23 protein-coding genes are annotated in these 26,052 nt (G+C 36.9%); 20 read left to right on the forward strand and 3 right to left on the reverse strand.

The features are described from left to right. Positions 1 to 76 precede the first annotated feature (76 nt). Complete coding sequence (locus J7E38_RS11135; protein WP_214705822.1) at positions 77 to 1,471, forward strand: hypothetical protein; 1,395 nt, start codon at positions 77 to 79, stop codon at positions 1,469 to 1,471. A 31-nt stretch (positions 1,472 to 1,502) separates the two neighbouring features. Here J7E38_RS11135 and J7E38_RS11140 read toward each other — a convergent pair whose 3' ends face one another. Beyond that, complete coding sequence (locus J7E38_RS11140; protein WP_214705823.1) at positions 1,503 to 2,513, reverse strand: tyrosine-type recombinase/integrase; 1,011 nt, start codon at positions 2,511 to 2,513, stop codon at positions 1,503 to 1,505. A 555-nt stretch (positions 2,514 to 3,068) separates the two neighbouring features. Between J7E38_RS11140 and J7E38_RS11145 the strand changes: the two genes are divergently transcribed. From J7E38_RS11145 to J7E38_RS11155, 3 genes are all read left to right on the forward strand, one after another. Next, positions 3,069 to 4,181, forward strand: coding sequence for a YncE family protein (locus J7E38_RS11145; RefSeq protein WP_214705824.1), 1,113 nt, complete (start codon positions 3,069 to 3,071; stop codon positions 4,179 to 4,181). Between the two features lie 341 nt (positions 4,182 to 4,522). Beyond that, positions 4,523 to 5,059 (forward strand): hypothetical protein, encoded by a 537-nt coding sequence (locus J7E38_RS11150; protein ID WP_214705825.1) that lies wholly within the window; start codon positions 4,523 to 4,525, stop codon positions 5,057 to 5,059. Continuing rightward, the gene (locus tag J7E38_RS11155; RefSeq protein WP_214705826.1) at positions 5,056 to 6,054 is read left to right on the forward strand and encodes a YVTN family beta-propeller repeat protein; all 999 of its coding nucleotides are present in this window, start codon (positions 5,056 to 5,058) and stop codon (positions 6,052 to 6,054) included. The genes J7E38_RS11150 and J7E38_RS11155 overlap by 4 nt, the downstream gene beginning before the upstream one ends. Before the next feature lie 496 nt (positions 6,055 to 6,550). Here the strand turns inward: J7E38_RS11155 and J7E38_RS11160 are convergent, their stop codons facing one another. Then, positions 6,551 to 8,167, reverse strand: a complete 1,617-nt coding sequence (locus J7E38_RS11160) for a multicopper oxidase family protein (protein WP_214705827.1) — start codon at positions 8,165 to 8,167, stop codon at positions 6,551 to 6,553. 208 nt (positions 8,168 to 8,375) lie between these two features. Between J7E38_RS11160 and J7E38_RS11165 the strand changes: the two genes are divergently transcribed. From J7E38_RS11165 to J7E38_RS11220, 12 genes are all read left to right on the forward strand, one after another. Further along, positions 8,376 to 8,849 carry a QcrA and Rieske domain-containing protein gene (locus J7E38_RS11165; protein ID WP_214705828.1) on the forward strand — a complete coding sequence of 158 codons (474 nt, stop codon included), beginning with the start codon at positions 8,376 to 8,378 and terminating at the stop codon, positions 8,847 to 8,849. A gap of 432 nt (positions 8,850 to 9,281) precedes the next feature. Then, the gene (locus J7E38_RS11170; RefSeq protein ID WP_214705829.1) at positions 9,282 to 9,932 is read left to right on the forward strand and encodes a ferric reductase-like transmembrane domain-containing protein; all 651 of its coding nucleotides are present in this window, start codon (positions 9,282 to 9,284) and stop codon (positions 9,930 to 9,932) included. 174 nt (positions 9,933 to 10,106) lie between these two features. Next, positions 10,107 to 10,433, forward strand: a complete 327-nt coding sequence (locus tag J7E38_RS11175) for a four-helix bundle copper-binding protein (RefSeq protein WP_214705830.1) — start codon at positions 10,107 to 10,109, stop codon at positions 10,431 to 10,433. Between the two features lie 167 nt (positions 10,434 to 10,600). Further along, positions 10,601 to 11,755, forward strand: coding sequence for a stage II sporulation protein P (spoIIP, locus tag J7E38_RS11180; RefSeq protein ID WP_214705831.1), 1,155 nt, complete (start codon positions 10,601 to 10,603; stop codon positions 11,753 to 11,755). A gap of 253 nt (positions 11,756 to 12,008) precedes the next feature. Then, positions 12,009 to 12,947 carry a F510_1955 family glycosylhydrolase gene (locus tag J7E38_RS11185; protein ID WP_214705832.1) on the forward strand — a complete coding sequence of 313 codons (939 nt, stop codon included), beginning with the start codon at positions 12,009 to 12,011 and terminating at the stop codon, positions 12,945 to 12,947. 501 nt (positions 12,948 to 13,448) lie between these two features. Then, the gene (locus tag J7E38_RS11190) at positions 13,449 to 13,790 is read left to right on the forward strand and encodes a metal-sensitive transcriptional regulator (protein ID WP_214705833.1); all 342 of its coding nucleotides are present in this window, start codon (positions 13,449 to 13,451) and stop codon (positions 13,788 to 13,790) included. A 14-nt stretch (positions 13,791 to 13,804) separates the two neighbouring features. Then, positions 13,805 to 14,011, forward strand: coding sequence for a copper chaperone CopZ (gene copZ, locus J7E38_RS11195; RefSeq protein ID WP_214705834.1), 207 nt, complete (start codon positions 13,805 to 13,807; stop codon positions 14,009 to 14,011). Positions 14,012 to 14,138: 127 nt separating this feature from the next. Then, a complete protein-coding gene (locus tag J7E38_RS11200; protein ID WP_214705835.1) occupies positions 14,139 to 16,568 on the forward strand; it encodes a heavy metal translocating P-type ATPase in 2,430 nt (809 codons plus the stop codon). 249 nt (positions 16,569 to 16,817) lie between these two features. Further along, positions 16,818 to 17,432 carry a YdhK family protein gene (locus J7E38_RS11205; RefSeq protein WP_214705836.1) on the forward strand — a complete coding sequence of 205 codons (615 nt, stop codon included), beginning with the start codon at positions 16,818 to 16,820 and terminating at the stop codon, positions 17,430 to 17,432. A 461-nt stretch (positions 17,433 to 17,893) separates the two neighbouring features. Continuing rightward, on the forward strand, positions 17,894 to 19,276 hold the full coding sequence (locus J7E38_RS11210) for a sensor histidine kinase (RefSeq protein ID WP_214705837.1): 1,383 nt from the start codon (positions 17,894 to 17,896) through the stop codon (positions 19,274 to 19,276). After that, positions 19,273 to 19,947, forward strand: coding sequence for a response regulator transcription factor (locus J7E38_RS11215; RefSeq protein ID WP_214705838.1), 675 nt, complete (start codon positions 19,273 to 19,275; stop codon positions 19,945 to 19,947). Before J7E38_RS11210 ends, J7E38_RS11215 begins: the two co-directional genes overlap by 4 nt. A gap of 12 nt (positions 19,948 to 19,959) precedes the next feature. Continuing rightward, positions 19,960 to 20,202 carry a hypothetical protein gene (locus J7E38_RS11220; RefSeq protein ID WP_214705839.1) on the forward strand — a complete coding sequence of 81 codons (243 nt, stop codon included), beginning with the start codon at positions 19,960 to 19,962 and terminating at the stop codon, positions 20,200 to 20,202. Between the two features lie 234 nt (positions 20,203 to 20,436). Here the strand turns inward: J7E38_RS11220 and J7E38_RS11225 are convergent, their stop codons facing one another. Further along, positions 20,437 to 21,378 carry a plastocyanin/azurin family copper-binding protein gene (locus tag J7E38_RS11225; RefSeq protein WP_214705840.1) on the reverse strand — a complete coding sequence of 314 codons (942 nt, stop codon included), beginning with the start codon at positions 21,376 to 21,378 and terminating at the stop codon, positions 20,437 to 20,439. 203 nt (positions 21,379 to 21,581) lie between these two features. Between J7E38_RS11225 and J7E38_RS11230 the strand changes: the two genes are divergently transcribed. The 4 genes from J7E38_RS11230 (at position 21,582) to J7E38_RS11245 (ending at position 26,051) form a co-directional block, all read left to right on the forward strand. Beyond that, positions 21,582 to 22,334 (forward strand): PIG-L deacetylase family protein, encoded by a 753-nt coding sequence (locus tag J7E38_RS11230; RefSeq protein WP_214705841.1) that lies wholly within the window; start codon positions 21,582 to 21,584, stop codon positions 22,332 to 22,334. A gap of 23 nt (positions 22,335 to 22,357) precedes the next feature. Beyond that, entirely contained in the window at positions 22,358 to 24,154 is a 1,797-nt protein-coding gene (locus tag J7E38_RS11235; RefSeq protein ID WP_214705880.1) for an ABC transporter substrate-binding protein, read from the forward strand. A 69-nt stretch (positions 24,155 to 24,223) separates the two neighbouring features. Beyond that, on the forward strand, positions 24,224 to 25,201 hold the full coding sequence (locus J7E38_RS11240; RefSeq protein WP_214705842.1) for an ABC transporter permease: 978 nt from the start codon (positions 24,224 to 24,226) through the stop codon (positions 25,199 to 25,201). Continuing rightward, complete coding sequence (locus J7E38_RS11245; protein ID WP_214705843.1) at positions 25,194 to 26,051, forward strand: ABC transporter permease; 858 nt, start codon at positions 25,194 to 25,196, stop codon at positions 26,049 to 26,051. The genes J7E38_RS11240 and J7E38_RS11245 overlap by 8 nt, the downstream gene beginning before the upstream one ends. Position 26,052: the final 1 nt, after the last annotated feature.

Consider the following 26,052-nt stretch of genomic DNA (forward strand, 5'->3'; position numbering starts at 1 on the left):
GGGAAATTTTTTAGCAGCTTTTTGTATTTCTTCACTTCTGACTGTCAATAATGATAGTGAGGGGGGTAGGAACATAATGGGTTCAATTATAATAACTAATAAGGATATAAAGAAAAAATCTTTATTAAACTGGAATAATAGCTGGATTAATAAGTTTGAATCAATTTGGAGTATATTTGAAAAAATAAAGCTAGCAAACAATATTAGCAATAAAGAAATTTTACATCTGTTCGCAAGTGATAAAATTGCTCCAGCTAACAATCGCTCAATATTTTTTTCTAAATTTAATTCAGAGCCGAATATATTAATTGGTTATGATCTCTATAAACATCAATTGAACATAGTCAAATTACTTTCTACTGGACGACCAATTGATAATTTCCATCTTGAAAAGTTGTTTAGAAAGGAAGTTACAACTTGCAAAACATGTATAGAGTTTAATTATCATAGCATATTCCATCAATTTAAACTCTTAAGTTACTGCCCTTTTCATAAAATACCTTTGGCTATCACTAACTATAAAAAGAATATTATAGTTGATGATTCTCTTAATAGTAATTTTCAACTTGAAGCGTTAAATATAGATGTAGAAACAAACGAAAAAGTTCATTTGTTTATTAATGCTAAAAAGAAATGGCAAACAGTAAACACAAAAAATTTTCAGTTAAGCTGTGGTATTACAAAAGAATTAATTGAAAATGAATCAAATAAAGGAAATATAATTCTTTATTTTGATCCAGGTGTATTCATTGTCAGAGAGGCTGCTTTAGAGAAGTATAACTACATTTTATTTAATAAATATAATGAGAATATTGGTAAAGAAGAGTTACTTACTTTCAGTAGTCCAAAAGCAATTAATAATGAGGAGAAATTCAGTTTTACTGAAAACGACTTTAAAATACTCTATTTATCTACTCTAAAAACCTTTCATTCAATTGTAAGGCACCTAAAAACTACCTTATTATTTAAACACAAACAATGTATAGAATTGAATATTAGGAAACATCCAGTTAAGCCAAAGTGTCCATACTCTAACGCTTACGTTCATTGGAGAAAATTTATTGAGGGGCTTAGTAATATTTCTGAAGTAGACAAAAAAAGACCAATGATTCATGATTCTTACCTTAATTTTAAAGTTTATTGCTACCAAGAACATAGTTTTTTTGAAAGACTTTTTTATACAACGATATCCTCTATTGATGAAAAATATAGAACGCGCAAATTAGTTTTGTGGTTAATTAATAAAATATATGGGATAGTTATTACTAACTATTTCTATTGTTGGTTAGAGCACTTTCAGCAAAGTGAAATAAATGAGAATACTTATTATTATTGTCCTCTAGAGTTTGATTACATACCAACTTTTATAGTTGAAATAAATAAGGAACAAAAAGATTCTGTTAACTTTCACCTTTGGAAACATAACAAAAGTAAGTTTATCTTACCTAAAGTTAACAAACCAAATACCTAAAAGGCATTTGGTTTGTTTTGAGTATTATAATTTAGTCCGTTTTGATTCTTGTTAATATGTCTAATATTCTCGCATCAGAATTACCTAGTAGACTTAATAAGGTTAATGCATCTTTATTACGGTTCCAATGTTGTACCGCAAAAGATTGTCTAAGTTGTTGGGGACTCATACTTTTTGAGAATGAATTTGTATATTTCTCAACTATTAGTTGAATGCTTCGAATTGAAAGGGGTGTGTAACTTCCTAAATATTTTCTCCCAAATAAGGGTTTACTCTCATTTAAAAAACTTTCTTTTATCAATTTTGAATAGTGAACTTTTAAGTGAGTCAAAGCTGTTAGTGAAATTGGTACTAAGATTTTTCCTCCTTTTCTTCTAACTATTATTATTTTTTCCTCCCACTTTATATCATTTTCCTTTAACGAAGCTACTTCTGCTGCACGTAAGCCAGATTCTAAAATCAAACTGACAATTGTTATATCTCTATTTTTATTTCTTTGAAAAGATGTTCGTTGCCGTCCTGAAATATTTTCTCTTTCGTAATCATTTATCATATAGTCTAATAAATCCTTTGTTTTACTTCCGGATAATATATTGGTTGAAATTTCATTAGCTAATGTTTGCTTCGTTTTTTTTCTCAAAGGAATATTGTTCATAACATTTCTGTTAAAATAACTCTCCCCATCTTCATCTTCATATTCTACTGTAAGATATACAAATAATGATCGCAGGGATGAAATTTTTCGGTTAAGTGTATTATCCGAATGTTTCTTTTCTAACTCTAGCCAATTTAGGTATTCTTGAACTTCATTCTTACTCAACTTTTCTAAATCGTATAAAGTAACAGATTCAGTGGTGCTAGACATAATTATTCCTTGTTCACAATTCCACTTTAAAAAGTGATGGATTTCCAGCGCATATCCATAGACTGTATCAATCGAGCGTTTATTTTTAATTTTCACATCTAAGAACTCATTAACAAACCAGGGAAGTTGGCCCTTTATATTTTCAATGGTTTTTAATTTACCTTCATGTAAATTCATTATGCTTTTCTCCCGAATTATTTCAGTTTTAAATAAAAAAAGATTAAACGTGTAATTAGTCTACTATAGAAATTAACTAAAAATAATATCTAAAAATGTTCCAATTATTTGGGCCCATTTTCGGGTTCGTTCTTCTCTAGTTAGTCTTTAAAATACTTGATGCTCATTATTTTGTACCCACACACATTTACCTTTAAAAAGGCATCATTTCTAGGAACCAACTACACCCCATCAAAATATTTCTATATAATTATCTCAGCTTATCCATAGCTCCTTAAAAATAAAGGTAGTTCCAATAATCTGAATAACTTCTGTTATTGAGCTAGTTGATAATATTTGGTGAGGATTAGGAGCTCAAGCGTTAATGAAAGCCATGCTTTACGAAGTCTATAACGGTAGAAATTGTATATTGTAGATTAAAATATTGCAGTAAATATGAATTTCAAGAAATTGTTAAAATGTTTCTTGATATTTTTCTTTTTGTGATGTGCATCACATTTCCGATAGGAGAACCCGGTTATGCTATCGGTGTAATCACATTAAGGGGGAATTCAGATGAAGCGAAGATCTTATTTTAGCGGAGTAAGTTTAGTGATAGCAGCAGGTATCTTTCTTGCCGGGTGTGGCAGTGAGTTGACAAAGGATAGTAAGGAAACAGTCGTTAAGGAAAAGCAGCAAGTCGAAGAGAAATCTCAACAAGCATCAAAAAAAGCCCAGCAAGACAAGTTTTATTTTACAGCCAATGAAGGTGGAACAATCAGCAAGGTAAATGCTTTGAACAATGAGGTTGTTAAAACGATTCAAGCAGATGGGGTTGTCCATAATATTCAAGTGTCACCCGATGGAAAGACAGTTGCTGCTACGATCGTCCCGAGCATGGGGGCTCACGGAGGTAACGAGCATGATGATGGAGGACATGAAATGAAAATGAACGGTTCTGCACTTTTTTACGATACCGAAACGGATGAGTTACTGAAAGAAGTAGAAGTCGGTAGCCACCCAGCCCATGTTGTGTATACAGAGGATGGAAAATACGCCCTTGTCACAAACAATGAGGATAATAATGTTTCCGTTATTGATACTGAAGACTACACTGTGGTCAATACAATAGGAACAGGGAAAGGCCCGCATGGCTTCAGGATATCAAGCGACAGCAAGCATGCTTATATAGCGAACATGGGCGAGGATTCCGTCAGTGTCATTAATCTCGAATCAATGAAAGAAGATCGCAAAATACAGGTAGGTGCCGCTCCGGTCACGACAGGAATAAGCGCTGATGGGAAGACAATGGTAACAACGCTCAATGCTGAAAATGCTCTGGCAATTGTTGATCTTGAAAGTGGAAACATAGAGAAGGTAGGAGTCGGTATTGGCCCGGCTCAGGTATATCTTGATGCTAATGATCAATTTGCCTACGTGGCCAATCAGGGAACAGAGAGTAATCCTTCTAATAGCATAACGATTGTTGATTTAAAATCAAAAGCAGCTATATCTACGATTGAAACCGGTAAAGGAGCACATGGTGTGGTGCTGAGTGAGGACAATAATACTGCGTACGTAACCAATATGTTCGAAAATACGGTAAGCATAATAGACCTTGTAACGAAAGAAGTAAAACAAACGATTCAAGTTGGAGAAGTCCCAAATGGAATCACGATCATGAAGTAATGGATGGATGCCGCGCCTCTTATCTTGGAGGGCGGCTTCTTGCATAAATTAATACAATTATTCGTCACATAAACTCGATTGTTTCTACACATTTGATTTATAGAATCATAATGAAAAAAAGGTTCCCCTCAGTAAAGGAGGCTTTGTAAACCATGAACCAAGTAACACTGACTGAAGATGCAAGTAAAATAATCAGGGAGATGATTGAAGCATTTGGTGAGAATTGCATAAAATGAAATTCACAAACGCAGAAAATGATTGGGTGGCATTAATGAATTATAAACAAGAAGTCACGAGATGCAAGGAAGAATATTACGATAGGTCAATTGGGGAGAAGAAGAATGTACAAGTATAAAAAAATCGTGCTGGTGGCAGCAATAGTTGTGTTATTTGGAGGTTCAGTTTATATGATATCAGCCTTTGACAAAAATGCACAGTCTGTAACCCCTTCCATCGCTGAACAGGTGAAGGGGAAAAAAGAGGTGGCTGGATTGAATCAAAAAGATGACAGCCTTACAAGAACTGATAGCCAAGGAGCTGTTGCCGTAAAAGCCACAATTATCCCGGATCAAAGCAATACCAAACAACTGGAGTTTGAGTTAGTGTTGAATACGCACTCGATCGATCTATCAAAATACAATATCACTAAAGCCTCCAAGATTGTTTTTGATGAAAGTGAAGAAAGCCAAGAATTCATATGGAAAGCATCGTCAGAGGATTCTCATCATATGAGCGGAATATTAACTTGGGCTGGACAAACGACTGTTGACTTCAAAGAGGTGAGCCTTAAATTGGAGCAAATAGATAATGTACCAGTGAGAACGTTTAGCTGGACAAGTGAGGAAATTTACCAGTCCGACAAGGGGGGAGAACGGTGAATAAGAATCGGTTAATGGTATCGGGGGCAGCTATATTACTGCTGCTCTCCATTATTTACATAATAGGAATAAAGAATATTGACACAATGGTTGCCTATATTCCTAATGTCGATGAAGGGACTATTTCTGTAATTGATACTAAAAAAGATAAGATCTTGAGAACACTTAAAGTAGACAATGTGCTGTCTGACGGGATCGAGTCTAGTAAAGATGGCAAATGGATTTATGCTGGGAATTATAGTCGCGGAGAGCTATTGGTTATTGATTCTAAAACAGGGGAAATAGTAAAGAGAATTGACACAGGCAAAAACCTTCATGGCATTGATATGACTCCGGATGGGAAGTACTTGTACCTGGCGAGCGGGGACTTTAAGGCAGGAAAAGAATTCAACTATATAACTGTTGTAGCAACGAACAGCCATAAAGTGGTCGCAGAAATCCCTACTACATCGAAAAGCCCGTCACATATCGATTTTAGCCGCGATGGAAGCCTGGCTTATGTCGCGAATATCCTTTCAAATGACATTACATTGATTAGCACGGAAACATTTAAAATCATCGCTACAATCCCAGTCGGCACCATCCCTAATGAGGTTGAGCCTTCAGCTGATGATAAGTTTCTTTACGTAGCTAATGTTACAGATGGTACAGTATCTGTTATTGACTTAATAAACAGGAAAGAAATAGAAACAATAAAATCAGGAGAAGGGACACACGGTTTAGCTCTGTCGGCTGATGGTAAGTTTCTGTTTGCATCCAACCGGATGTCAAATGATCTCATTAAAGTTGAATTGGATTCTAATGAACTTAAGGGGAAAGTATTGACTGGGAAAACCGCAAATCATGTCTCATTAGTGCCAGGAACAGATAAACTCTATGTGACTAACAAGGATTCTAATGATTTAACGGTGGTAGATGCTAATACAATGAAAATTCTTTCAAAAATAAATCTTGGTAAGACTCCGCATGAAATCAGCTTTGCAATTGCAAAGTAATAGAAAAAACCTTTAGCTAGAGTTGAATCCTTTATTTATTCTGTCAAGGGCCACTACGCAGAAATAAACCAAAATCTCTTTTGACTACAGCCTTTATATCATAACAATCCCTGCCAAGATAAAGGGGATTTTAAATCCCTTCCTCGCCAGAACAACAACTGCATTCAGCTCAGTTTCTGTTGTAGGGGTTATGCTATTAAAGGGGGCTAGCCTGATAGCCAACGCAATTTGACTTCGACTGCCGGAAAGTGGCTGGAAAACTTCAGTTTTTCGTATAGAAAGAGGCCAATATCAACGACTCCGGTAAGTTTAGAAGAAGTTGCGAGGACTTAATCTAGTTAGGTTGCAACTAGAGAGGAAATCGGAAAAACACATTGGGGAAAGGCTATATATACCGCTTGAAGAAGGGACTGAAAGTAAAAAAGGAAGCCAGGTAGGCTTCCTCTTTGAAATCAGTTTCTTATTCTACATTTTAATGCTCTAACGGAAGAGGTTATTATTCAGGTTTATTATTAGCATCAGGATCTGGAGTGAAGTTTACTTTAAACCCATCATATTTAACCATATTCACCATTCCTGCAGTGGCATGATGCAAATCGTGACAATGGAATAGCCAGTTACCAGGATTATCTGCTTTAAATGCAACAACATATTCATCACCAGGTTTTAAATTAATCGTATCTTTCATGATTGGAGCACCTTCTACAGGTTTTCCATTTTTGCTAAGAACCTGGAAGAAGTGACCATGCAAGTGCATAGGATGGTCATCCATCATAGAATTGTTGGTCAGTGTTACTTTAACAAGATCGCCTTCCTTGACATTTATGCTATCAGTTTCTGGGAAAGTTTTGCCGTTAATCGTATAGGCCATTTCTTTGCCATCCATCGCTGTGTTTAAATCCATTTTATATTCAGTATCATATTTTTGATCCAGTGAGAATTTACCCTTTTCAGGACCCCCATAATTCATAAAGGAAAATTCAGGTAAATTTTCAGACTGGTTAGATTTGTCAGACGAATTAGTAGAGTTTTCATATTGAATTTTTGTCTTCATTCCACTTGATCCTTCCATATCTCCGTGGCACTCTATGAACCATTCTCCGGGGTTATTTGCTGTAAACTCAATGTCATATCTCTCACCTGGTGCTATAGCAATCACTTGATTGTTTATTTCTTTTGGTTCATTTAGTTCTTGTCCGTCAATTGCTGCGACTTTAAAGTCATGGCCATGCAGGTGGATTTTATGAGACATATACCCTACATTGACAAGACGAATTCTGACCTTTTCTCCTTCTTTGACCTTTAATGGTTCAATGCTGTTACCGCTTTTGCCATTTATCGTAAAGATATCGTAAGCACTCATATCATGGCCCATTTCTTCCATTCCATCCATGCTATCATTCTCATTTGACCCCATATCGCCGTGATCCATGCCACCTGAATCAGTTTCTTTATCACTGTCCTTGTCTGAACCCATATTACCGTGGTCCATTCCTTCCATGCTGGACTTACCTTCTGCAGGGTTGCTCATCCACTCGTCAAGCATAAGGGTATAATCACGATCATAAGACTTATCATTTGGTTCTACAATAAATGAACCGTAAAGCCCTTTATCCATTTGTTCAACAGCATTTTGATGGGTATGGTACATATACGTTCCTGGATCTTCAGGGATAAATTCATATGTGAAGCTTTCACCTGGCTGGACTGCATTTTGTGTCACACCAGGGATGCCATCCATTTCATTTGGCACTGTAATTCCATGCCAGTGTATAGAGATTGGTTCATTCAGTTCATTTTTAAGATTGATTTTTAATTTCTCTCCTTGCTTTACCCGAATTTGGGAGCCGGGTACAGAGCCATTGAAAGTAAGTGCTTTTACGCTAACATCCTCATTTAGCTGGTGCTTGGCTTCTTTGGCAATAATATTTATTTTATTGCCAGTAAGTGTTTCAGTAACGTTTGCTGTTTGTAGACCTTCTATATTTTCTTTTACTTCAGAGCTAGGTTCTTCTTCCATGTTTTTATGATCCATTTCACTCATACTGCTACTGGAACAGGCAGCAATAAAAAGGGTGGAAAAAATGAGAATTGAAAGTAACTTTAATTTCATAGCTGTATACCTCCAGAAATTTTTTAAGGAAATCATAATACAAATAAATGCAGAAATTATGGATGAAAAATTCATTTCTTTTTTTGAAAAGGTTATTAGGGCAAGACTTACCATGAAAATTTTGAATAGGTATTTTTTTAGTAATCAATAATAAGAAATTTCTGCAAAAAGTAATGTTAAGATTGGTCCTAAATAGGAGGTGGCGAATATGAATAGTTTGAATAGGAGAACATTTATAGCTAAAACGCTCAAAGGGACTGCAGGAGTAATGGCCATTTCAATTCTTCCGCTTGGGTTAACAGCATGCAACAATAAGACAAGGGTAGATACAAGTTCAATGGCCAGCCTTGGGCCTATCAGTGAATTGGAAAAGGGTGAATTCCCTAAGAAAGTACCTTATAAAACAACCGTACAAGATGCATGGGTTGAACAGAAGATGGAAGGCTTTGTATACGTCAATAAAAATAAAAATGAGGACTCTTTAATAATTATGTCGCCTGTATGTACACACCTAGGGTGTATTGCTGGGAATGCAGAGCAGGACATGAAAGAAGAAGGAGTAGCGTTTTATTGTCCTTGTCATGGAGGAGAATATGACGAATTTGGTGTGAATATTGGAGGACCCCCTCCCAGGCCACTGGATATTTTTAAGCGTTTGTCCAGGATGGCATTGTCTATATAGCTATTTTAAGTCCGACCAAACGGAATTAATCTATAATGAATTGAAGTCTTATTTCATGTTGTTCTAATAAAAAAAAGAGCGAAAACAAGAAGATATCCAGTGTCCTATTATTTTTGATTTGGTCCATGATTGTGGGAGTGGTAGGCTTATTGAGTATATTATTTAGGTAAAGCTGATTTAGAGTTGAAAGTAGTTTTGTGTTTAAGATAAACAAAGTTTTCGGAAAGGAATCTTTATTGGAAGTTAAAAGCCCTGCTTTAAACATGGGCTTTTTAATTTTCTTTTGTTTGGTTGCTTGTACCAGAGTGTGTATATGCTTGTCTAAAACTTAAGGTTATAGAAAGAGGGCGTTTTTTTCTCATATTTTCTTGCGCATCCTCATTCAATTTAATTCATTATAGAGGACCGTTAATTTAGAAAGGAATAATTTTTATGAACTTATTTATGAGGCACATGATTGTTGGATTGACAAGCAGTATTCTAGTCTACCTATTCTTAATTAGCCGATCTGAATGGAATTCCATGCATGCTTGGAATAGAGCTTATGCTGATGTATCGCTTATCCTTCTCTTCATAACCATTTTGATCGGTCCATTAAGTAAATTGAATAACCTATTTATTCGCTTTTTATCATGGAGAAGGGAGTTAGGGATTTGGTGTTCCAACATGGCTTTACTACACGTTTATGTACTATTACAGGGATGGTTTTACTGGGAACCGATAAGACTAATCATTGGCGTTAACCAAGAAACTGGCCAGCTTTCGTTTGATCCGGGTTTCACCCTCGCCAACCTAGTTGGTGCTATGGGATTAGCTTACTTATTTCTGCTTGCTTTAATATCAAATAATTATGCAATAAAAGTATTAGGGAGAAGGAGTTGGGACTACCTCCAAAAGAAAAGTGGGACACTTTATATTCTAGTAGTATTGCACACTGCATTTTTTCTCTTCTTTTTTAGATTAGGCAGTTATAATTGGGTACAAAAGCCTTTTTTGGTAACCGTAACAGTTATTTTCATGCTGCAATGGGCTGTTTTTATTCGAAGCGTCTACCAAAGCAAAAATAGAAGGAAAATAGAATAGAGTTCTATTGGGGATTATTGGATATAACTTGCTTTGTGATTGTATCATCACTTTATTTATAAATCGGAGCGTTAATGCGAGCATCTTGAAAAATATGCATTTTATATGCAGTTTATTTACTTAATGCAAGGGTAACCTATCAAATGAAAGGAAAAAAACAGAAAGGGAGATTACATGTATAACCAAACTTATGAACAGTGTATTCAGGCTTGCCTTGAATGTATGGAGGCTTGTAATGTTTGCTATGATGCGTGTTTCCATGAAGAAGACTTAAAAATGATGGCAGAATGTATAAGAATGGATCGGGAATGCGCAGACATTTGTGCTTTCGCTGCCAAATCTATGCAATCAAACAGTCCTTTTGTAAAACAGATCTGCCAGTTATGTGCTGATATTTGCCAGGCTTGCGGAAACGAATGCAAGAAGCATTCACATGAACACTGTCAAAAATGTGCTGAGGCTTGCTTTAAATGTGCAGAAGCATGCCGGCAAATGGTATAGTAACCAAAAAACAGACACTTGGTGTCTGTTTTTTGTCTTCAAGATGTCTGAATTCCGACATGCCGGCAAAGCCCTTACCCTAAAAGTCTACATGGAAATCTAGTCTATTATTCTATTTCCGGTCATATAAATCGAGTAAGTTGATAGTTATAGAACGGAGTGAGCAAATGAACAAAAGACATCAAAATACTATATTTTTAATAAGAGTTCACAAGATTTATTTCGCGCTTTTTTTCTTAATTATTAGTATTATATTTTTCATTAATTTTCTTGATTTTAAAGAAAAAATAAATTCTTCCTTTATTACAGCTACTAGCGAAAAGGTACATACTAATATCATCCTAAGTCTCATGGCAACTGAAATAGGCTCGCTTAGATCACTTATTAATGAACAAGAAACACCCTCTATCTCCCGAGCAGTATTTCTCACTCTTACAAATATTTGGCCAGAAGACACAAGAACATTTCTTGGTCAAGAAATTCCGGGTTTTTCCAACTTTAATACCGAAATTGCTATCGCAGGAATTGGGACCGATCTTACCACAATGCCAATGGAATCTGCTCCCCCGTTAGAAGTGCTTTTGAAAGAGAAAGAAATGGCAGAACAGGAGCTAGGCGAAAAAAATGTTTCAGAAGAAAAAAGGATTTCGCCTGTCCTTAAAACCGGAAAGGATGTGGCATATATTTATCATTCCCACAGCTGGGAAGCTTTTTTGCCCTCGTTGCCTGGAAAGAAGACCGCAAATGAAGCTGTAAGTTTAAATGAAAGTAAAAACATAATAGCAGTGGGGAAAAAGTTAAGAGATGAATTAATGAAAAAAGGCATTGGAGCAAGCCACAGCACGTCCAATGTTACAGAGGAATTAAAAAAGAAAAATTGGAATTACAATGATTCATATACGCTTTCAAGAGAGACAGTAAAAGAGGTAATGGCACAAGAATCATCTATTGGTTATCTTATTGATATTCACAGGGATTCCCAACCTAAAAAGCTTACAACTACAATGATCAACGGAAAACCATTTGCAAGATTATTTTTTATAGTGGGAAGGGAAAACAAAAACTATGAAAGTAATCTTGCCTTAGCCAAAGAATTGAATAAAATGTTAGAAGAGAAATTCCCAGGAATCAGCAGAGGTGTTTTTGTAAAGACAAAAGATGATGGGAATGGAGTATATAATCAAGACCTTTCCAGCCAATCGATGCTGCTTGAGTTTGGAGGAATAGAGAATAATAGCATTGAATTGGATCATTCTATTAAAGCATTTGCAGAAGTTTTCAGTGAATATTATTGGGAAGCTGAGGAAGTAAACGGGAATTGATTGTTTTAGTTTTGGCGAATTTTCTAATAGAGTCTTTATTTCTATCAACTCATGAAATTCTTATTTTTATAACAGAATACAAGTTCGAAATACAAGTTCGAAACCCACTTCTTCGAAGTATGCCTATCTTCCTCTTGTTAAATCACTAATTATCCTCAAACCATATATCAATATGGTGCTTCATAAAAAATGCACAGATTTATGGGATATTAGTGACAAAAGTAAAGGGATAATAGATTTCAGGAGGGAAACGATGTCTAAAAAGAAAAAACAAAACAAAGAGCAAAAGTTTGGCTTAGGCTGGCTCTTTCTAGTGGTAATGGGGTTATTCGTAGTTTTAATTCTTCTTCCTAATAACGGAGGAAATAAAATGACATTTACTGATTTGCATGGACTGAGCTATTCACAAGATGGAGAAGAATTAGTTGCAGCAGTCCATGATGGTTTAAAAGTATATTCTAATGGATCATGGTCAATACCAGAAGGACCAAAAAATGATTACATGGGTTATTCACCAGTTAAGAATGGATTTTATAGTAGTGGACACCCAGCACCAAATTCTGATCTTCGAAATCCCTTAGGAATTGTAAAAAGCAAGGATAATGGAGAGACGGTGGATGTAGTTGATTTGCATGGGGAGGCAGATTTTCATGCATTGTCCGTAGGGTACGAAACAGAAGAAATCTATGTTTTTGCATCTGAACCTAATTCCAAAATGAAAGAACAAGGATTTTACTACTCAAATAATCAGGGAGAAACCTGGAATTCAATGAATATGCAGGGGATATCGGGCTCTCCTTTAGTAATGTCTGCACACCCTTCCAGAAATGGAACATTCGCGATTGGTACAGATCAGGGCCTCTATCTATCTGAGAACTATGGAGATTCGTTTGAGCAGATAGTAACAGATTTTAGTGTGAGTGCTGCTGTATTTTCAGATGATGATACAATAATTGCAGGAACAAATAATGGTGACAAGCGAATCTTAAAAATTAATATTAATGATAGTAGTTTCAGTAATTTAAATATGCCCCAAAACTTTGAGGGGAATATCTTGTATATTGCCGTAAACCGTGAAAACAAAAAAGAACTCTCATTTGCAACCGACCTACTAAATGTATATACAAGTAGTGATAGTGGGAAAACATGGGAAGAAATTGTTGAAGAAGGTACCAGTAGGAAGTCAGGATAAAAGTGATCTTAAATAGAAATGTAACCTGTTATAGGAAATTATATAAAATTGAATGAAGTATACCGTCAAAAGAGTGAAGCATGACCTAAAAGCCATCCCTGTATAAATAATCGAGGGATGGCTTTTCCTAAATTCTCCGTAATAGTGCCAATCATTCATTTTCTTTATGTCCCGTAATAGAACAATAAACCCGGTTATGCAGATCTGTAGAAGACATTCCAGTGTTTTTAGATGGCAACCATGTTTAAGAAATGGATTCGCAGAATCAAGTATTCAACTTCCTAAATATCTTAATGACACTAAAATGATAAACCCCTTTTTTGTACAAAATGATACATAGGTAGTAGACAGGCAATGCCAACAAAGCAAACTGGAAATCAACTACAATGCTTCTCTTCTTTCGCGTTCACATTAATTACATATTTTTCAAAAAATAAATTTATTTATATTTACATAGGGTACTGGGGTATAGTATATTAATTGTAGAAGGGGGGAAGCTAAATGCAACCTGAAATAAAAACGAATACTTTAATCGCTGATGAAGTAAATTGTTACGCGTTTGAAAGAAAAAGTCATCACTCGGATAAAGTGAAAAACTCACTTGTGGTTCGACTAAACAGAATAGAAGGTCAAATACGTGGCATAAAAGGGTTAATCGAAAGAGACACTTATTGTGATGATGTCATTACACAGATATCTGCAACCCAATCTGCGTTGAACAGCGTGGCAAAAGTTCTTTTAGAAGGACATTTAAAGGGATGCGTAGTGGACCGCCTGGAGCAAGGAGATTTCGATGTAATAGATGAAGTACTCGTTACTATTCATAAGTTAATAAAAAAGTAAAGGAGCTGTTAGAAATGGAAAAGGTAACATTAAATGTAGTAGGTATGTCGTGTGGACATTGTGTCAAAGCGATTGAAGGTAGTGTAGGAGAATTATCTGGAGTTTCAAATGTTAAAGTTCATCTAGAAAGCGGAAAAGTCGATGTTGAATACAGCCCAACGAAAGTTTCCCTGGATAAGATTAAGGAAACTATTGATGATCAAGGTTATGATGTGAATTAATTATGAAGTAGGGTGTGCTTAATGGGACACCCTTTCTTTTAATAACATGTATACCTTGTATGGGTATATAACCAATCTTGAAAATATAGTATTTATCCTCATTTCCAGCTAAAAAGGAGGAAGAAAAATGGGTGAGAAATCAATAGCAAAGACTCAAACTGATCTTTCAGAAGAAAACGTTACATTGAGTATCACTGGAATGACATGTGCTGCGTGTGCGACACGCATCGAGAAAAACATTGCCAAAGTTCCAGGTGTACAAAAGGCTAATGTGAACCTCGCTACTGAGAAAGCTTCTGTTATATATGATCCTGCTGTTGCTTCTGTTAATGATGTCATTGCGAAAATAAAAAAGACGGGCTATGGAGTTCAGGAGGAAAAAGTCCAACTCGATATCATTGGAATGACATGTGCATCATGTTCAACTCGTGTTGAAAAAGGCTTGAAAAAGGTTGAAGGAGTTACTAGCGCAGCTGTCAATTTAGCAACTGAAAAAGCAATTATCGAATATATTCCTGGCAACACAAATATCGAGCAAATAATGGCGGCTGTAAAAAAAGTCGGCTACGATGCCAGGGTAGTAGGCGATAGTAATGATGATTATGAGCGTAGCGCAAGGGAAAAGGAATACAAAACCCAGGTCAGAAAATTCACTGTAGGGGCAATCCTATCTGTGTTTTTCTTAATTCAAATGATATCGGATTTTGCGATGGAATATGGAAATGGGATGTTTTTTCATATGAGTCCATGGGTTCAATTCCTTCTTGCTACTCCAGTTCAATTCTATGTAGGAGGCCATTATTACCGTGATGCCTTCAACGCGGTTCGTGGGGGCAGTGCAAACATGGCAGTTTTAGTTGTACTGGGAACTTCAGCCGCATATTTTTACAGTTTAATTGTCACGATATTAGGAACAGGGCAATTTTTGTATTATGAAGCAGCTGCCATTGTTATGACCTTAATTGTTTTGGGGAAATTGCTTGAAACAAGGGCAAAAGGGCAAACATCTGAAGCAATTAAAACGCTCATGGGACTTCAAGCAAAAACAGCAAAGGTCCTACGAAATGGAGAAGAACTTGATATTCCACTAGAAGAGGTTCAAACAGGTGACATGATTTTTGTTCGAGCAGGAGAAAAGGTTCCAGTAGATGGAGAAATAATCGAGGGAAATACTACGGTTGATGAATCCATGCTTACCGGTGAAAGTATGCCTGTTACAAAAGGAAAAGGCGACACAGTTATTGGAGCAACTGTAAATAAACACGGGGCGTTTACCTTTAAAGCGACCAAAGTTGGTAAGGATACTGCGTTAGCTCAAATTATCAAACTTGTCGAAGAAGCTCAGGGCTCAAAAGCCCCTATTCAGAAACTTGCCGATAAAATATCTGGAATCTTTGTCCCGATTGTCATACTAATTGCATTGGGAACTTTTGCTATAACTTATTTCCTTGCAGGATTTACACCTGCCCTTGTAAGCACTATTGCCGTGCTGGTTATTGCATGTCCTTGTGCATTAGGCCTGGCTACACCAACTGCAGTAATGGTTGGTACTGGAAAAGGTGCTGAAAATGGTCTCCTTATTAAAGGAGCTGAACATCTTCAAACAGCACAGCGGGTAACTACTGTAGTACTGGATAAGACCGGTACCATAACTAAGGGAGAACCAGATGTTACGAATATCATCGCATTTGGGGAATATAGTGAAGATGAATTATTGCAATTGGCTGCTTCAGCTGAAAAAGGATCAGAGCATCCACTTGGTGAAGCAATTATTAATGGAGCAAAAGAAAAGGACCTTCCACTTCAGGATGCTCAAAACTTTAATGCCATCCCAGGACATGGAATTCAAGTGGACATCAATGATCAAAAGGTATTTATAGGGAATAAAAAGTTAATGCACAAAAATAGTATTGATATTGATATTGCATTAAATCGAATGGAAAAACTTGAAGGAGAAGGGAAAACTGCTATGTTAATAGCAGTTAATGACAACCTTGCCGGTATAATCGCAGTTGCTGATACAGTAAAGGAAACATCAGCGAAAGCAATTAAACACCTTAAAAATATGGGCATAGAAGTTATTATGATAACTGGCGATAATAAATTGACAGCCGAGGCTATTGCCAAGCAGGTGGGGGTTGATCGGGTACTTGCCGAAGTACTCCCGGAAGACAAATCAGCCGAGGTAGAAAAGTTAAAGCAGGAAGGAAAAATTGTAGCCATGGTCGGGGATGGTATCAATGATGCACCAGCACTAGCTGCTGCGCATGTTGGTATAGCCATTGGAACAGGTACAGATGTTGCAATGGAAGCTGCGGATATCACCTTAATGCGAGGTGATTTAATGGGAATAGTTGATACAATTAGCCTATCCAAATCTACAATGAGAAAAATCAAACAAAATCTTTTCTGGGCATTTGCGTATAATGTTATATTGATACCGGTAGCAGCAATTGGCCTTTTAAACCCAATTCTCGCTGGAGGAGCTATGGCTTTCAGTTCTGTTTCAGTAGTTGGGAATACACTGTTTTTACGAAAGTGGAAACCTATACGCTAGAAATGGTCTATAAAAAGTTCAAGAAATGGGAGTGACTCTCTGAGTCATTCTCGTTTGTACCCTTGACTATGAAAAAACCATACTGATTAATAATTTTTAAAGTATTGCCTTCTATGCAGTTTTATATTAATAATTTTGAGTTTCAGATAAATGTTTGCAGATGGGGAATAAATAATTAAGGGAAGTAATGTGTCTAAAAAACTAATTCAGGGTAAGATAATCTAAAATGACAAAGGAGGAGTTTGTTGAATGTTAAGAATTAATACAAGAAGAGCTATGCTATTTGTATTGCTTACATCTCTTTTATTAATGCTGGGGGCATGCGCAAATACAAATGAAGAAAAAAAAGAAAGTAAGGGGACTAACAATACAGAAGAGACCCAAGATAAGATGGATGAAGATATGGAAGATATGGATCATGGCAATATGGATATGTCCGGTTCGGGTGAAGTTCCTGAAGGTTTAAAAGAGGCGGCTTCACCAGCTTATGAAGTTGGGAGCAAAGCAATTATTGAATCCGATCATATGCCTGGTATGAAAGGTGCGGAATCAACTATTGTAGGGGCATATGACACAACGGTTTATACTGTTTCATATACTCCGACTACCGGGGGAGAAAGAGTGGAAGATCATAAATGGGTGATTCATGAAGAGTTAGAGGGAGTCGGACAAGAAACAGTTAAACCTGGATCAGAAGTTACTATAAATGCTGAACATATGGAGGGAATGGACGGGGCAACTGCCGAAATTGATTCTGCTGAACAAACAACAGTGTACATGGTTGATTTCACACTGACTACAAATGGTGAAGAAGTAAAAAATCATAAATGGGTAACAGAGGAAGAACTATCACCGATTGACTAAAACAACTTAAAAATAACAGGGTGTCAGGTAAGTCATATTTTAGACTTTCTGAACACCCTTTTTTATATGATTATTTTTCGAGTTACCCTTTGTAAATAAAAGGCCGTTATATAAGATAATTGAGATGTTCTTTCTTCTATTTTGGTTCTTCTAAATACTGCCTCAATTCTTGCTACAATTCTGCCTCACTAGATCGTTTTAAAGGAAACAGAGAGTGGAAAAAAATAATTGGTTATCAGTTGCTAAATTATTAAAATGCTTTAGCCATTGAACTTTAGTCTTGAAGAAACAATACTTTATGACTTGTCTGAGTTGATTCTTGAATCAACTTGAATCAGGAACGACGTCTGATAATCTAGGATTATCAGATTTCTCCACATTTTCTTGATTTTTTTAATCTATTATATAATGAGTAATACAAATAAAATGAAGTAGTTATTGAGTTAGGGTGAGAATTTTATATGCCTTCTAGGTTGAAGAATATATCTTTTAAATTGGGCCTTTTGTTCAGTGGGATATTTGTCTGCTTCCTTCTACTGCTTGGTTTGGTCCTCTATGGTGTTTTCACAAATGTCTTGATTGATTATATTAAGCAGGATGTCCTCACGCGTGGAAACAATCATGCCCGTATTTTAGAAGAAAACTTCGACCGGGCAACGATTGGCCATGTGGTTGAAATGGAACAGGGAGTCACAACTGAGGTGCTTATTGTAGATTCCGAAAACAATATCATCGCTGCTTCAAAAGACCCCGACAATGACATGAAGAAGCATCTTGGAGAAAACAGGAAAAAAAGCAGTTATATTCTAGAAGATGATTGGAGGGACCATCGCTATATCATCTCAGTCTCTGTTATTGGCGATCAAGAAGGGTATGTTTACATGTACTATCCTTCAAACATCCTCCGAGAAATCGTCTTTGTCATGAATGCCCTTATCACAATAGCCAGTATTGGGATTATCCTCCTGGCTTTCGGGCTTATCGGTATTTTGTCAAAAAAACTGACCAGCCCATTGCTCGCAATGAAGGAAGCCACTTCTAAAATGTCCTTGGGAAAGTATATGCAAACGATTCCTGTCAAAGGCGAGGATGAAGTAGCCCAACTTGGCATATCTATCCAGAAGTTGGGTGAACAACTTCAATACTTTGAAGATAGCAGGAATGAATTCCTGGCTGCTGTATCCCATGAACTTCGGACTCCCTTGACATACATCAAGGGGTACAGTGATGTGTTGAAAAAAGGAATGGCAAGTAGCGACGAAGAAAAAGAGGAGTACTTATCAATCATAAATAAAGAGGCACAGCGGCTATCCATCATGATTAATGACCTGTTTGAAATGAGCAAGCTTCAGGTGGGGAAATTCGAACTGGATAAAAGGCCGGTCAACCTAAATGAGCTAATTAATAAAACAGCTACGAACCTAAGACCTGAAGTGGTAAAAAAAGGACTGAAGATCACTCTTGTACTTGAGGACGGACTATCAAAAACAAAAGTAGATAAAGAGAGAATGGAGCAGGTTTTCTACAACCTTCTTGAAAATGCGGTGAAATACAGCACTGAAGGCGAAATTACCATTCGATCCTCGACCAAAAAGGACCTTGTTGTTGTAGAAATCTGTGATACTGGGGAAGGAATACCTGAGCCTGAACTTTCCCGAATTTGGGATAGATTTTACCGGGTGGAACGATCAAGGGGAAGGAAAACTGGAGGAACAGGTCTTGGACTCTATGTGGTGAAGCAAATTATCGAAGCCCATGGTGGACAGATTCAGGTTAACAGTAAACTGAATGAAGGAACTGTTTTTACCATCTACTTAAAAACTTCCAAGGAGAGAGTCGAATGAACAAAATATTGATTGTTGACGACGAGGCACAAATGAGAAAGCTGGTTAAACTTTATCTGCTTCAGGAAGGCTATCAGGTGGAGGAAGCAGAGGACGGACAGGAGGCAATTGATATGCTTCGAAAGGATGACTACGATTTGATGATCCTGGATGTAATGATGCCTATGATGGACGGGTGGGAGACAATACAGCATGTGCGCAAAATGTCTGACTTGCCGATTATCATGCTTACTGCTAAGGGTACTGTCCAGGACAAAGTTACGGGCTTATCAACAGGGGCGGATGATTACGTTGTCAAACCTTTTGATGAAGCAGAGCTGCTAGTAAGGGTCAAAGCACTCCTAAGGAGGACCGGCCATTCCAATTCTGGAGAGAACATCTTGAAGTATCAGGGGATGGTTATTGACCTCATCTCGAGGGAAGCAATTTATGAAGGGATGAGAATCAACCTGACACAGACTGAATTCGACATTCTCGTTGCACTAATCGAGCACAGGGGAAAAGTCTTATCAAGAGAACAACTTGTGGATTTGATATGGGGAATTGAATTCATGGGTGAGGACCGGACTGTGGATTCGCATATTAAGAACCTTCGTGAAAAGTTGCAAAAAGCTGGAGTGGATAAGTCTATTGTTAAGACAGTTTGGGGTATTGGATATAAAATGGAATAGTGGTGATGAAAAATGAAGCGTTTATTGCCGATTATCATAATGACATTTGCCACCATAACAGGTTTGTTTTTCCTGTTTTTCGTAGTCAGAATGATATGGTTCCCGCCAAATTCCATGGGGATGATGATGGGAAGGCAAATGATGTACCATCATATGCGTTTCTGGTTCGGTCAGGCTTTTTGGCTGTTCCTTATATTGCTTGGAATCGGATTATTGCTGTGGATGGTGATCAACCGCATTAATCGAAAAAAATAAGTAGTCATAACCCTTTTATGCCTTCCTTGTTCCCTTCAAGAACAAGGAAGGCTGTTTTATTTTCTATAGCAGTGGCCCTTAGTGTATCAGCCAATAAGTAAATTCCATATTTATTAATTTCAATTTAGGCATGAGGCAAAGAATTTTGGTATCGCATCAACGGGTCAAACCGCATTTATCAATATTTAGTGAGATCAAGTTCTTATATTCATAATTGAAAATGAATTAACTTACTTACTCAACTACGATAATCCCGACCATTCCATTCTCTCTATGCCCTGGCAGGGAACAATAAAACTCATATGTACCAGTTTCAGTAGGAGTAAAAGAAATGTTGCCCTCCTCATGTGGACTAGCATGTAAATGTAGTCCATCTCCATGTGAATCATGTGAACCATGGGATGAGATGTTTTCCTGGTCGGTATTAGGCAATGTCGGCATTTTTACTATCACGATATCATGCTCAATGGAGTCGTGATTAGTAAAGGTAAGAAAGACTTTTTTGTTTTTTGACAAATTGATTTTACTTGGAGAATAGGAAAAATTTGAGGGATTAACTTGAATAGTTATTCGGTTTAATTGCTCATCCTTGTCATCAGTAGGAATTTGGGAATGATTCTCATGTATTGGTGATTCTTTTGAAATAACCGACTCTTTATTTAATTGATTGCCAAAATAAAAGTATCCTACTAAAACAATGAATGAAAGGATAGGCTTTAAAAGCCAACTGGTAAAAACCCCAGTATCTTTGGTTGCTTTTTGTTGGGAAAGAATCAAATACAGGAATAAGGTAGAGACAGTAATAGTCAAAAATATATTTAGAAGAGAAACTGCTTGAATTCTTGAAATCATTTCACCAAGCATTGCACCCATCATTCCGCCCATCATTCCAGCCATAGATCCCTCAATAACCGGGAGTATCCCAAATGCAAACCCTGCAGCAACACCTACCGAAACTCCAATCAATACGGAAATAAGAGAAGAAAGGAATAAATCTCCTTGATATATAAACCCGAAAAGAATCCCAGAGGTTACACCAATATTCATTGATATAGCCATAGATATAACCATAGATGCCATACTTTTCATCTTTGTTCTATATTGATATGAAAGTATGATGGAAATCAGAGTCACAAGTAAAAGCGTGCCTACAACAAAATAGTGAAATTCGTTCATTCATATTCGACCTCCTTTAATTGGTACATCATATGTCACTCGAAGACAAGCCATTCTAAAAAAATGAATTCTATTCAAGAATAATTATTCAAATATTCTAAATTTTTAGTATTTACAAAAGATTAATATGGTAGTAAGATTATTTTTAATTACTCCATGAATATACCGTAGCGGGGTAAAGTACTTATGAGGAGGGAAAATTAATGGCAAAAGGACAGAAAGTTTTATTTCTTGGGGTCTATGGAATGGAAGTTGTGGAGTGCGGAGGTGCACTTGCTAAGAACGTTCTAAATGGTGGGGAATCATTTGCATCTATCATGCTGTGCCGAGAAACTAGCCAACCACAGGTTAGGAATGCAGCAGAAATACTTGGAGTAAAGGATATTACATTTCTGAATTTCCAGTATGGCACCGTTGATTTAAGCGTTGAATCCAAGAAAAAAATTATAAAAATTATCAGAGAGGTTAAACCTGACATCATTATTACCCAAGATCCCGAACATTCCTTTCACGATTTGGACCCCGACCGTCGTCCGGCAATGACTTTGCTTCTCGAGTCCATCGCCCTTTCTAGCAGAGATTTTGCTTTAGATGAACTTCCAGGATTAGAACCTCATCCGATTCCAACTATTTACTACATGACACCGCACCATCCTAATACTGTCGTTGACATTACAGAAGTATGGGAGAAAAAAGAACGTGCAATGGATATGCTTGAAAGTCAATTGGAATTCAGTGGCATGCATTTTGATGAAATGCTTGATCAGAAAGCAGCTGAAATTCTGTATCCAGGATTCTCAAAATTAACCAACTTTCAGGAAAAGGGAAGAGCTATACATCAAGTTCTAGATAAGGCTGTTCATGTTTATCATGGCCTTGCCACCCATGGTCATTTCGCTCTTGCGGAAGCCTATCGTAGAGAAGGGAATTTCCACTTGCAAGAATTAATGGTTTAACAAAATATAAGGGGGTTGGAAAAATGAGGAAGTTAATATCACTTATTATTATTGCTCTTTTTGTTTTTTCTTCTGCAGGAAACAGTCTTGCTAAATCAGGAGTAGAATCACTAAAAATTGGAATTCTTAGTGATGAAAGCACGTTAAACCCTTATACTTATCAAACCGGTTATCCAGGTCTTGACTTGGTTAGCCTGCTGTATGACACTCTATTGCAACTAGACAAGGATAACAAACCAGTGCCGTGGCTTGTAAAAGAGTACAACGTCAGTGATGACGGACTGGAGTACAGTTTTAAATTGAACGATAATATAAAATGGCATGATGGAGAAATGCTTACCTCTGATGATGTTAAGTTTACTGTAGATTATTTTATTAAATATCCTAAATCAAGATTTACCAATCCTCTTAAAAACGTTGCCTCATTAACTGTTGAAAATGAAACTGACTTTACAATGACTCTTTCAAAACCCGATCCAAACTTTATTATTCAGCCTCTTGCGGATGTACCAATATTACCAGAGCATATTTGGTCAAAAATCTCAGCTCCTGACAGTGAAACCAATGCAATAGGAAGTGGGCCATACATTTTAAGTGAACATAAGGCTGATCAATATTATAAAATGACCGCCAACAAGGACTATTTTAAAGAAGCTCCTCCTATTCAAGAAATCATATTTCCAATCATCAAAGATACTACAGCACTTTACAATGCATTGAAGTCTGGGGAAATTGATGCAATCTCATCAAATATTTCTCCGGAGCTTGTTAGCCAATTCGAGTCTAACCCCTCATTAAAGATTTCACGTGGTGCAGGATTCAGCACCACATTATTCCAGCTAAATTCTGAAAAATATCCTATGACAGAAAAGCCTTTCAGACAGGCAATTGATCTTGCAATAGATAAAAAAAGTTTGGTTGATATCGTGCTTTTAGGATTTGCAGAAGTCGGCAGCCCGGGTTTTATTCATCCGTCATCACCTTCATACAATAGTGAAGTAAAAACTTCTTACGATCCCGAAAAAGCAAAGAAAATCCTTGATGATGCTGGTTTCAAGGATACAAATGGGGACGGTTTCAGGGAAGACCAAAAAGGAAAAGAAATAAATTTCACAACACTAGTCCACTCTAACAATCCAATTAGAATCCGTGTTGCAGAACTGATTTCTGAAGCTATAAATGAGATAGGCATCAAAAATTCTGTAAAAGCCATGGAAGACACAACCATTATTAGTTTAATGTGGCCTGACTACGATGTTAGCAAGGGAAGAAACTTTGATATGGGAGTATTCGGCTGGTCAAACACGATGCAGCTTTTCCCTGATCGGATAGTCGAGTTGTTTTATTCAGATCCTGCAATTGGTGCTGTAAATATCGGTGGTTATAAAAACAAAGAATTTGATGCTCTGTCGGACCAACTAAGAGCGACATTTGATGAGACGGAACGACAAGAGCTTATTAATGATCTGCAATTAATGGTAGCAGATGAAGCACCAATTATTACTCTCTATTATCAGGAAATCGTCAATGCATATAACCCTGAAAAATATGATGGTTTTGTTTTCCAAACAGGAAAAGGGATAATCAATAAGTTGTCATTTGTCTCTGGGGAAAGAAGTGAAGATGCTGCTGGGAATAACAGTAATTCCGGTGGGGAAAGTAAATCTTCTGATGAAAAAACGTCTAATGACAGCAATTCAGTAAAAGAAAATAATAACGGGATTATAATTTTTGGCGTACTTATCGTAATAGCAGCTATAGTTTTCTTCTTATTAAAAAGGAAAAAGAAGACGAACGATAAGGATGATTTTGATTTTTAAGGAATAAAGGATCTATCCCGTAAAAATTTTTACGGGATTTTTTCCTAAACTGGCAGGAGGTGCAGAATAATGGGGAAATTTATGGCAGGCAAGCTTTTGCAATACACAATTGTTATCTTCCTAATGCTGACATTGAACTTTCTTCTGCCTAGGCTTATGCCAGGCAATCCCCTCGTATTTTTGGCAGGTGAGGATGTTGGATTAATGTCCAGCGCTGAGAAAGAAGCAATCTTGGAAAAGCATGGACTTAATGATTCCATATTTGAACAATACGTAACTTATATAAAAAATATTCTGACAGGAGAATTCGGTTTCTCCTATCAGCAAAAAAGACCGATTTCAGAGATTATTATGGAGCGCTTACCTTGGACAATGCTTCTAACAGGGCTCGGTCTTGTCCTCTCAACCATTCTAGGAGTAATGTTTGGAGCCATTTCAGCCTGGCGCAGAGGGACTAAAACTGATGCGAATTTATTGACAGTTTTTATGTTTCTAAGTGCAATGCCTTCCTTCTGGGTCGGTATGATTTTAGTTTCTATTTTTTCAGCTCAATTAGGATGGCTCCCTGTTTTCGGAGCTGAAAGTGCCTGGTCGAACTATTCGGGTATGGATAGATTCATTGATATTAGTAAACACCTTATATTACCGTTAACAACTCTTATATTAATCTCAGTAACAAGCACCTTCATGATTATGAGATATTCGATGCTAAATGTTCTTGGGGAAGACTATATTATGATGGCCAAAGCAAAGGGCGTAAAAGAAAAAGTTATTAAGTATAAGCATGCCATGAGAAACGCTTTGCTTCCGGTGGCTACTGTATTTATGCTTAGTTTAGGGTTTACCTTGGGCGGGGCAACTGTAATAGAAACGGTCTTTGCATACCCGGGTGTAGGACGATTAATGTTTGAATCAGTCCTAAGCAGAGATTACCCACTGATTCAGGCGACATTCCTGATTATTACCTTCAGTGTTGTCATTGCCAATTTCTTGGCGGATTTACTTTATCCTTTACTTGATCCGAAGGTGGGAAGCCGAAATGGGTAATAAAAAATGGAGAAAGTATTGGCATGTACTTACATCTAATAATATCGGTATAGTCGGATTAGGACTTTTAATTATATTTTTGGCGATAGCTGTTTTCGCTCCTTTACTTGCACCATTTGACCCGACTGAACGTGTGGGAACACCATTTACGAAACCTAACAGTCAATTTCTCCTGGGTACCAATGACGTAGGACAGGATATTTTAAGTGAATTGCTGTATGGGACTAGAATTTCATTATTAATTGGTGTCCTTGCTGCCTTTATTTCAATTCTTCTTGGATGCCTTATCGGTGTAATATCAGGGTATTACGGCGGAAAAGTAGATGCTCTTTTAATGAGATTAGTAGACCTTGTTCTTGTTATCCCGTTTTTGCCTCTTATGATTTTATTGGCAGCCTTTATAGGTCCAAGTTTTTGGAATATCATTTTGGTTATAAGCTTAATTTCTTGGGCGAGCCCAGCAAGGGTTATAAGATCACAGGTATTAACGCTAAAAACAAAAGGGTATGTCGAAGCCGCCAAATCAATCGGCACAAATATTAAGGTCATATTAGGCCGGCATATTTTGCCTGGTGTTATCCCAATTGCACTTTCCCAATTTGTATTAGCAGCAAGTCATTCTATTTTAATTGAAGCATCCTTAAGCTTTTTGGGTTTAGGAGACCCTTTTACTAAGAGCTGGGGAACGATTTTATATTATGCCCAGGCAAGGGGAGCGTTCTTGACGGATGCATGGGTCTGGTGGATACTTCCTCCTGGCTTACTCATCACCACACTGGTAATAGGATTTGCTTTTACTGGCTATTCATTGGAAGAAGTTATGAATCCGCGACTGAGAAGGGGGCGTTAAC

Source organism: Bacillus sp. ISL-35 (assembly GCF_018613355.1).
Lineage (GTDB): Bacteria > Bacillota > Bacilli > Bacillales > Cytobacillaceae > Mesobacillus.

Coding starts and splice junctions, on each gene's coding strand:
- J7E38_RS11135 (WP_214705822.1), top strand. CDS start 77: ATGGGTTCAATTATAATAACTAATAAGGATATAAAGAAAAAATCTTTA.
- J7E38_RS11140 (WP_214705823.1), bottom strand. CDS start 2,513: ATGAATTTACATGAAGGTAAATTAAAAACCATTGAAAATATAAAGGGC.
- J7E38_RS11145 (WP_214705824.1), top strand. CDS start 3,069: ATGAAGCGAAGATCTTATTTTAGCGGAGTAAGTTTAGTGATAGCAGCA.
- J7E38_RS11150 (WP_214705825.1), top strand. CDS start 4,523: ATGTACAAGTATAAAAAAATCGTGCTGGTGGCAGCAATAGTTGTGTTA.
- J7E38_RS11160 (WP_214705827.1), bottom strand. CDS start 8,167: ATGAAATTAAAGTTACTTTCAATTCTCATTTTTTCCACCCTTTTTATT.
- J7E38_RS11165 (WP_214705828.1), top strand. CDS start 8,376: ATGAATAGTTTGAATAGGAGAACATTTATAGCTAAAACGCTCAAAGGG.
- J7E38_RS11170 (WP_214705829.1), top strand. CDS start 9,282: ATGAACTTATTTATGAGGCACATGATTGTTGGATTGACAAGCAGTATT.
- J7E38_RS11175 (WP_214705830.1), top strand. CDS start 10,107: ATGTATAACCAAACTTATGAACAGTGTATTCAGGCTTGCCTTGAATGT.
- spoIIP (WP_214705831.1), top strand. CDS start 10,601: ATGAACAAAAGACATCAAAATACTATATTTTTAATAAGAGTTCACAAG.
- J7E38_RS11185 (WP_214705832.1), top strand. CDS start 12,009: ATGTCTAAAAAGAAAAAACAAAACAAAGAGCAAAAGTTTGGCTTAGGC.
- J7E38_RS11190 (WP_214705833.1), top strand. CDS start 13,449: ATGCAACCTGAAATAAAAACGAATACTTTAATCGCTGATGAAGTAAAT.
- copZ (WP_214705834.1), top strand. CDS start 13,805: ATGGAAAAGGTAACATTAAATGTAGTAGGTATGTCGTGTGGACATTGT.
- J7E38_RS11200 (WP_214705835.1), top strand. CDS start 14,139: ATGGGTGAGAAATCAATAGCAAAGACTCAAACTGATCTTTCAGAAGAA.
- J7E38_RS11205 (WP_214705836.1), top strand. CDS start 16,818: ATGTTAAGAATTAATACAAGAAGAGCTATGCTATTTGTATTGCTTACA.
- J7E38_RS11210 (WP_214705837.1), top strand. CDS start 17,894: ATGCCTTCTAGGTTGAAGAATATATCTTTTAAATTGGGCCTTTTGTTC.
- J7E38_RS11215 (WP_214705838.1), top strand. CDS start 19,273: ATGAACAAAATATTGATTGTTGACGACGAGGCACAAATGAGAAAGCTG.
- J7E38_RS11220 (WP_214705839.1), top strand. CDS start 19,960: ATGAAGCGTTTATTGCCGATTATCATAATGACATTTGCCACCATAACA.
- J7E38_RS11225 (WP_214705840.1), bottom strand. CDS start 21,378: ATGAACGAATTTCACTATTTTGTTGTAGGCACGCTTTTACTTGTGACT.
- J7E38_RS11230 (WP_214705841.1), top strand. CDS start 21,582: ATGGCAAAAGGACAGAAAGTTTTATTTCTTGGGGTCTATGGAATGGAA.
- J7E38_RS11235 (WP_214705880.1), top strand. CDS start 22,358: ATGAGGAAGTTAATATCACTTATTATTATTGCTCTTTTTGTTTTTTCT.
- J7E38_RS11240 (WP_214705842.1), top strand. CDS start 24,224: ATGGGGAAATTTATGGCAGGCAAGCTTTTGCAATACACAATTGTTATC.
- J7E38_RS11245 (WP_214705843.1), top strand. CDS start 25,194: ATGGGTAATAAAAAATGGAGAAAGTATTGGCATGTACTTACATCTAAT.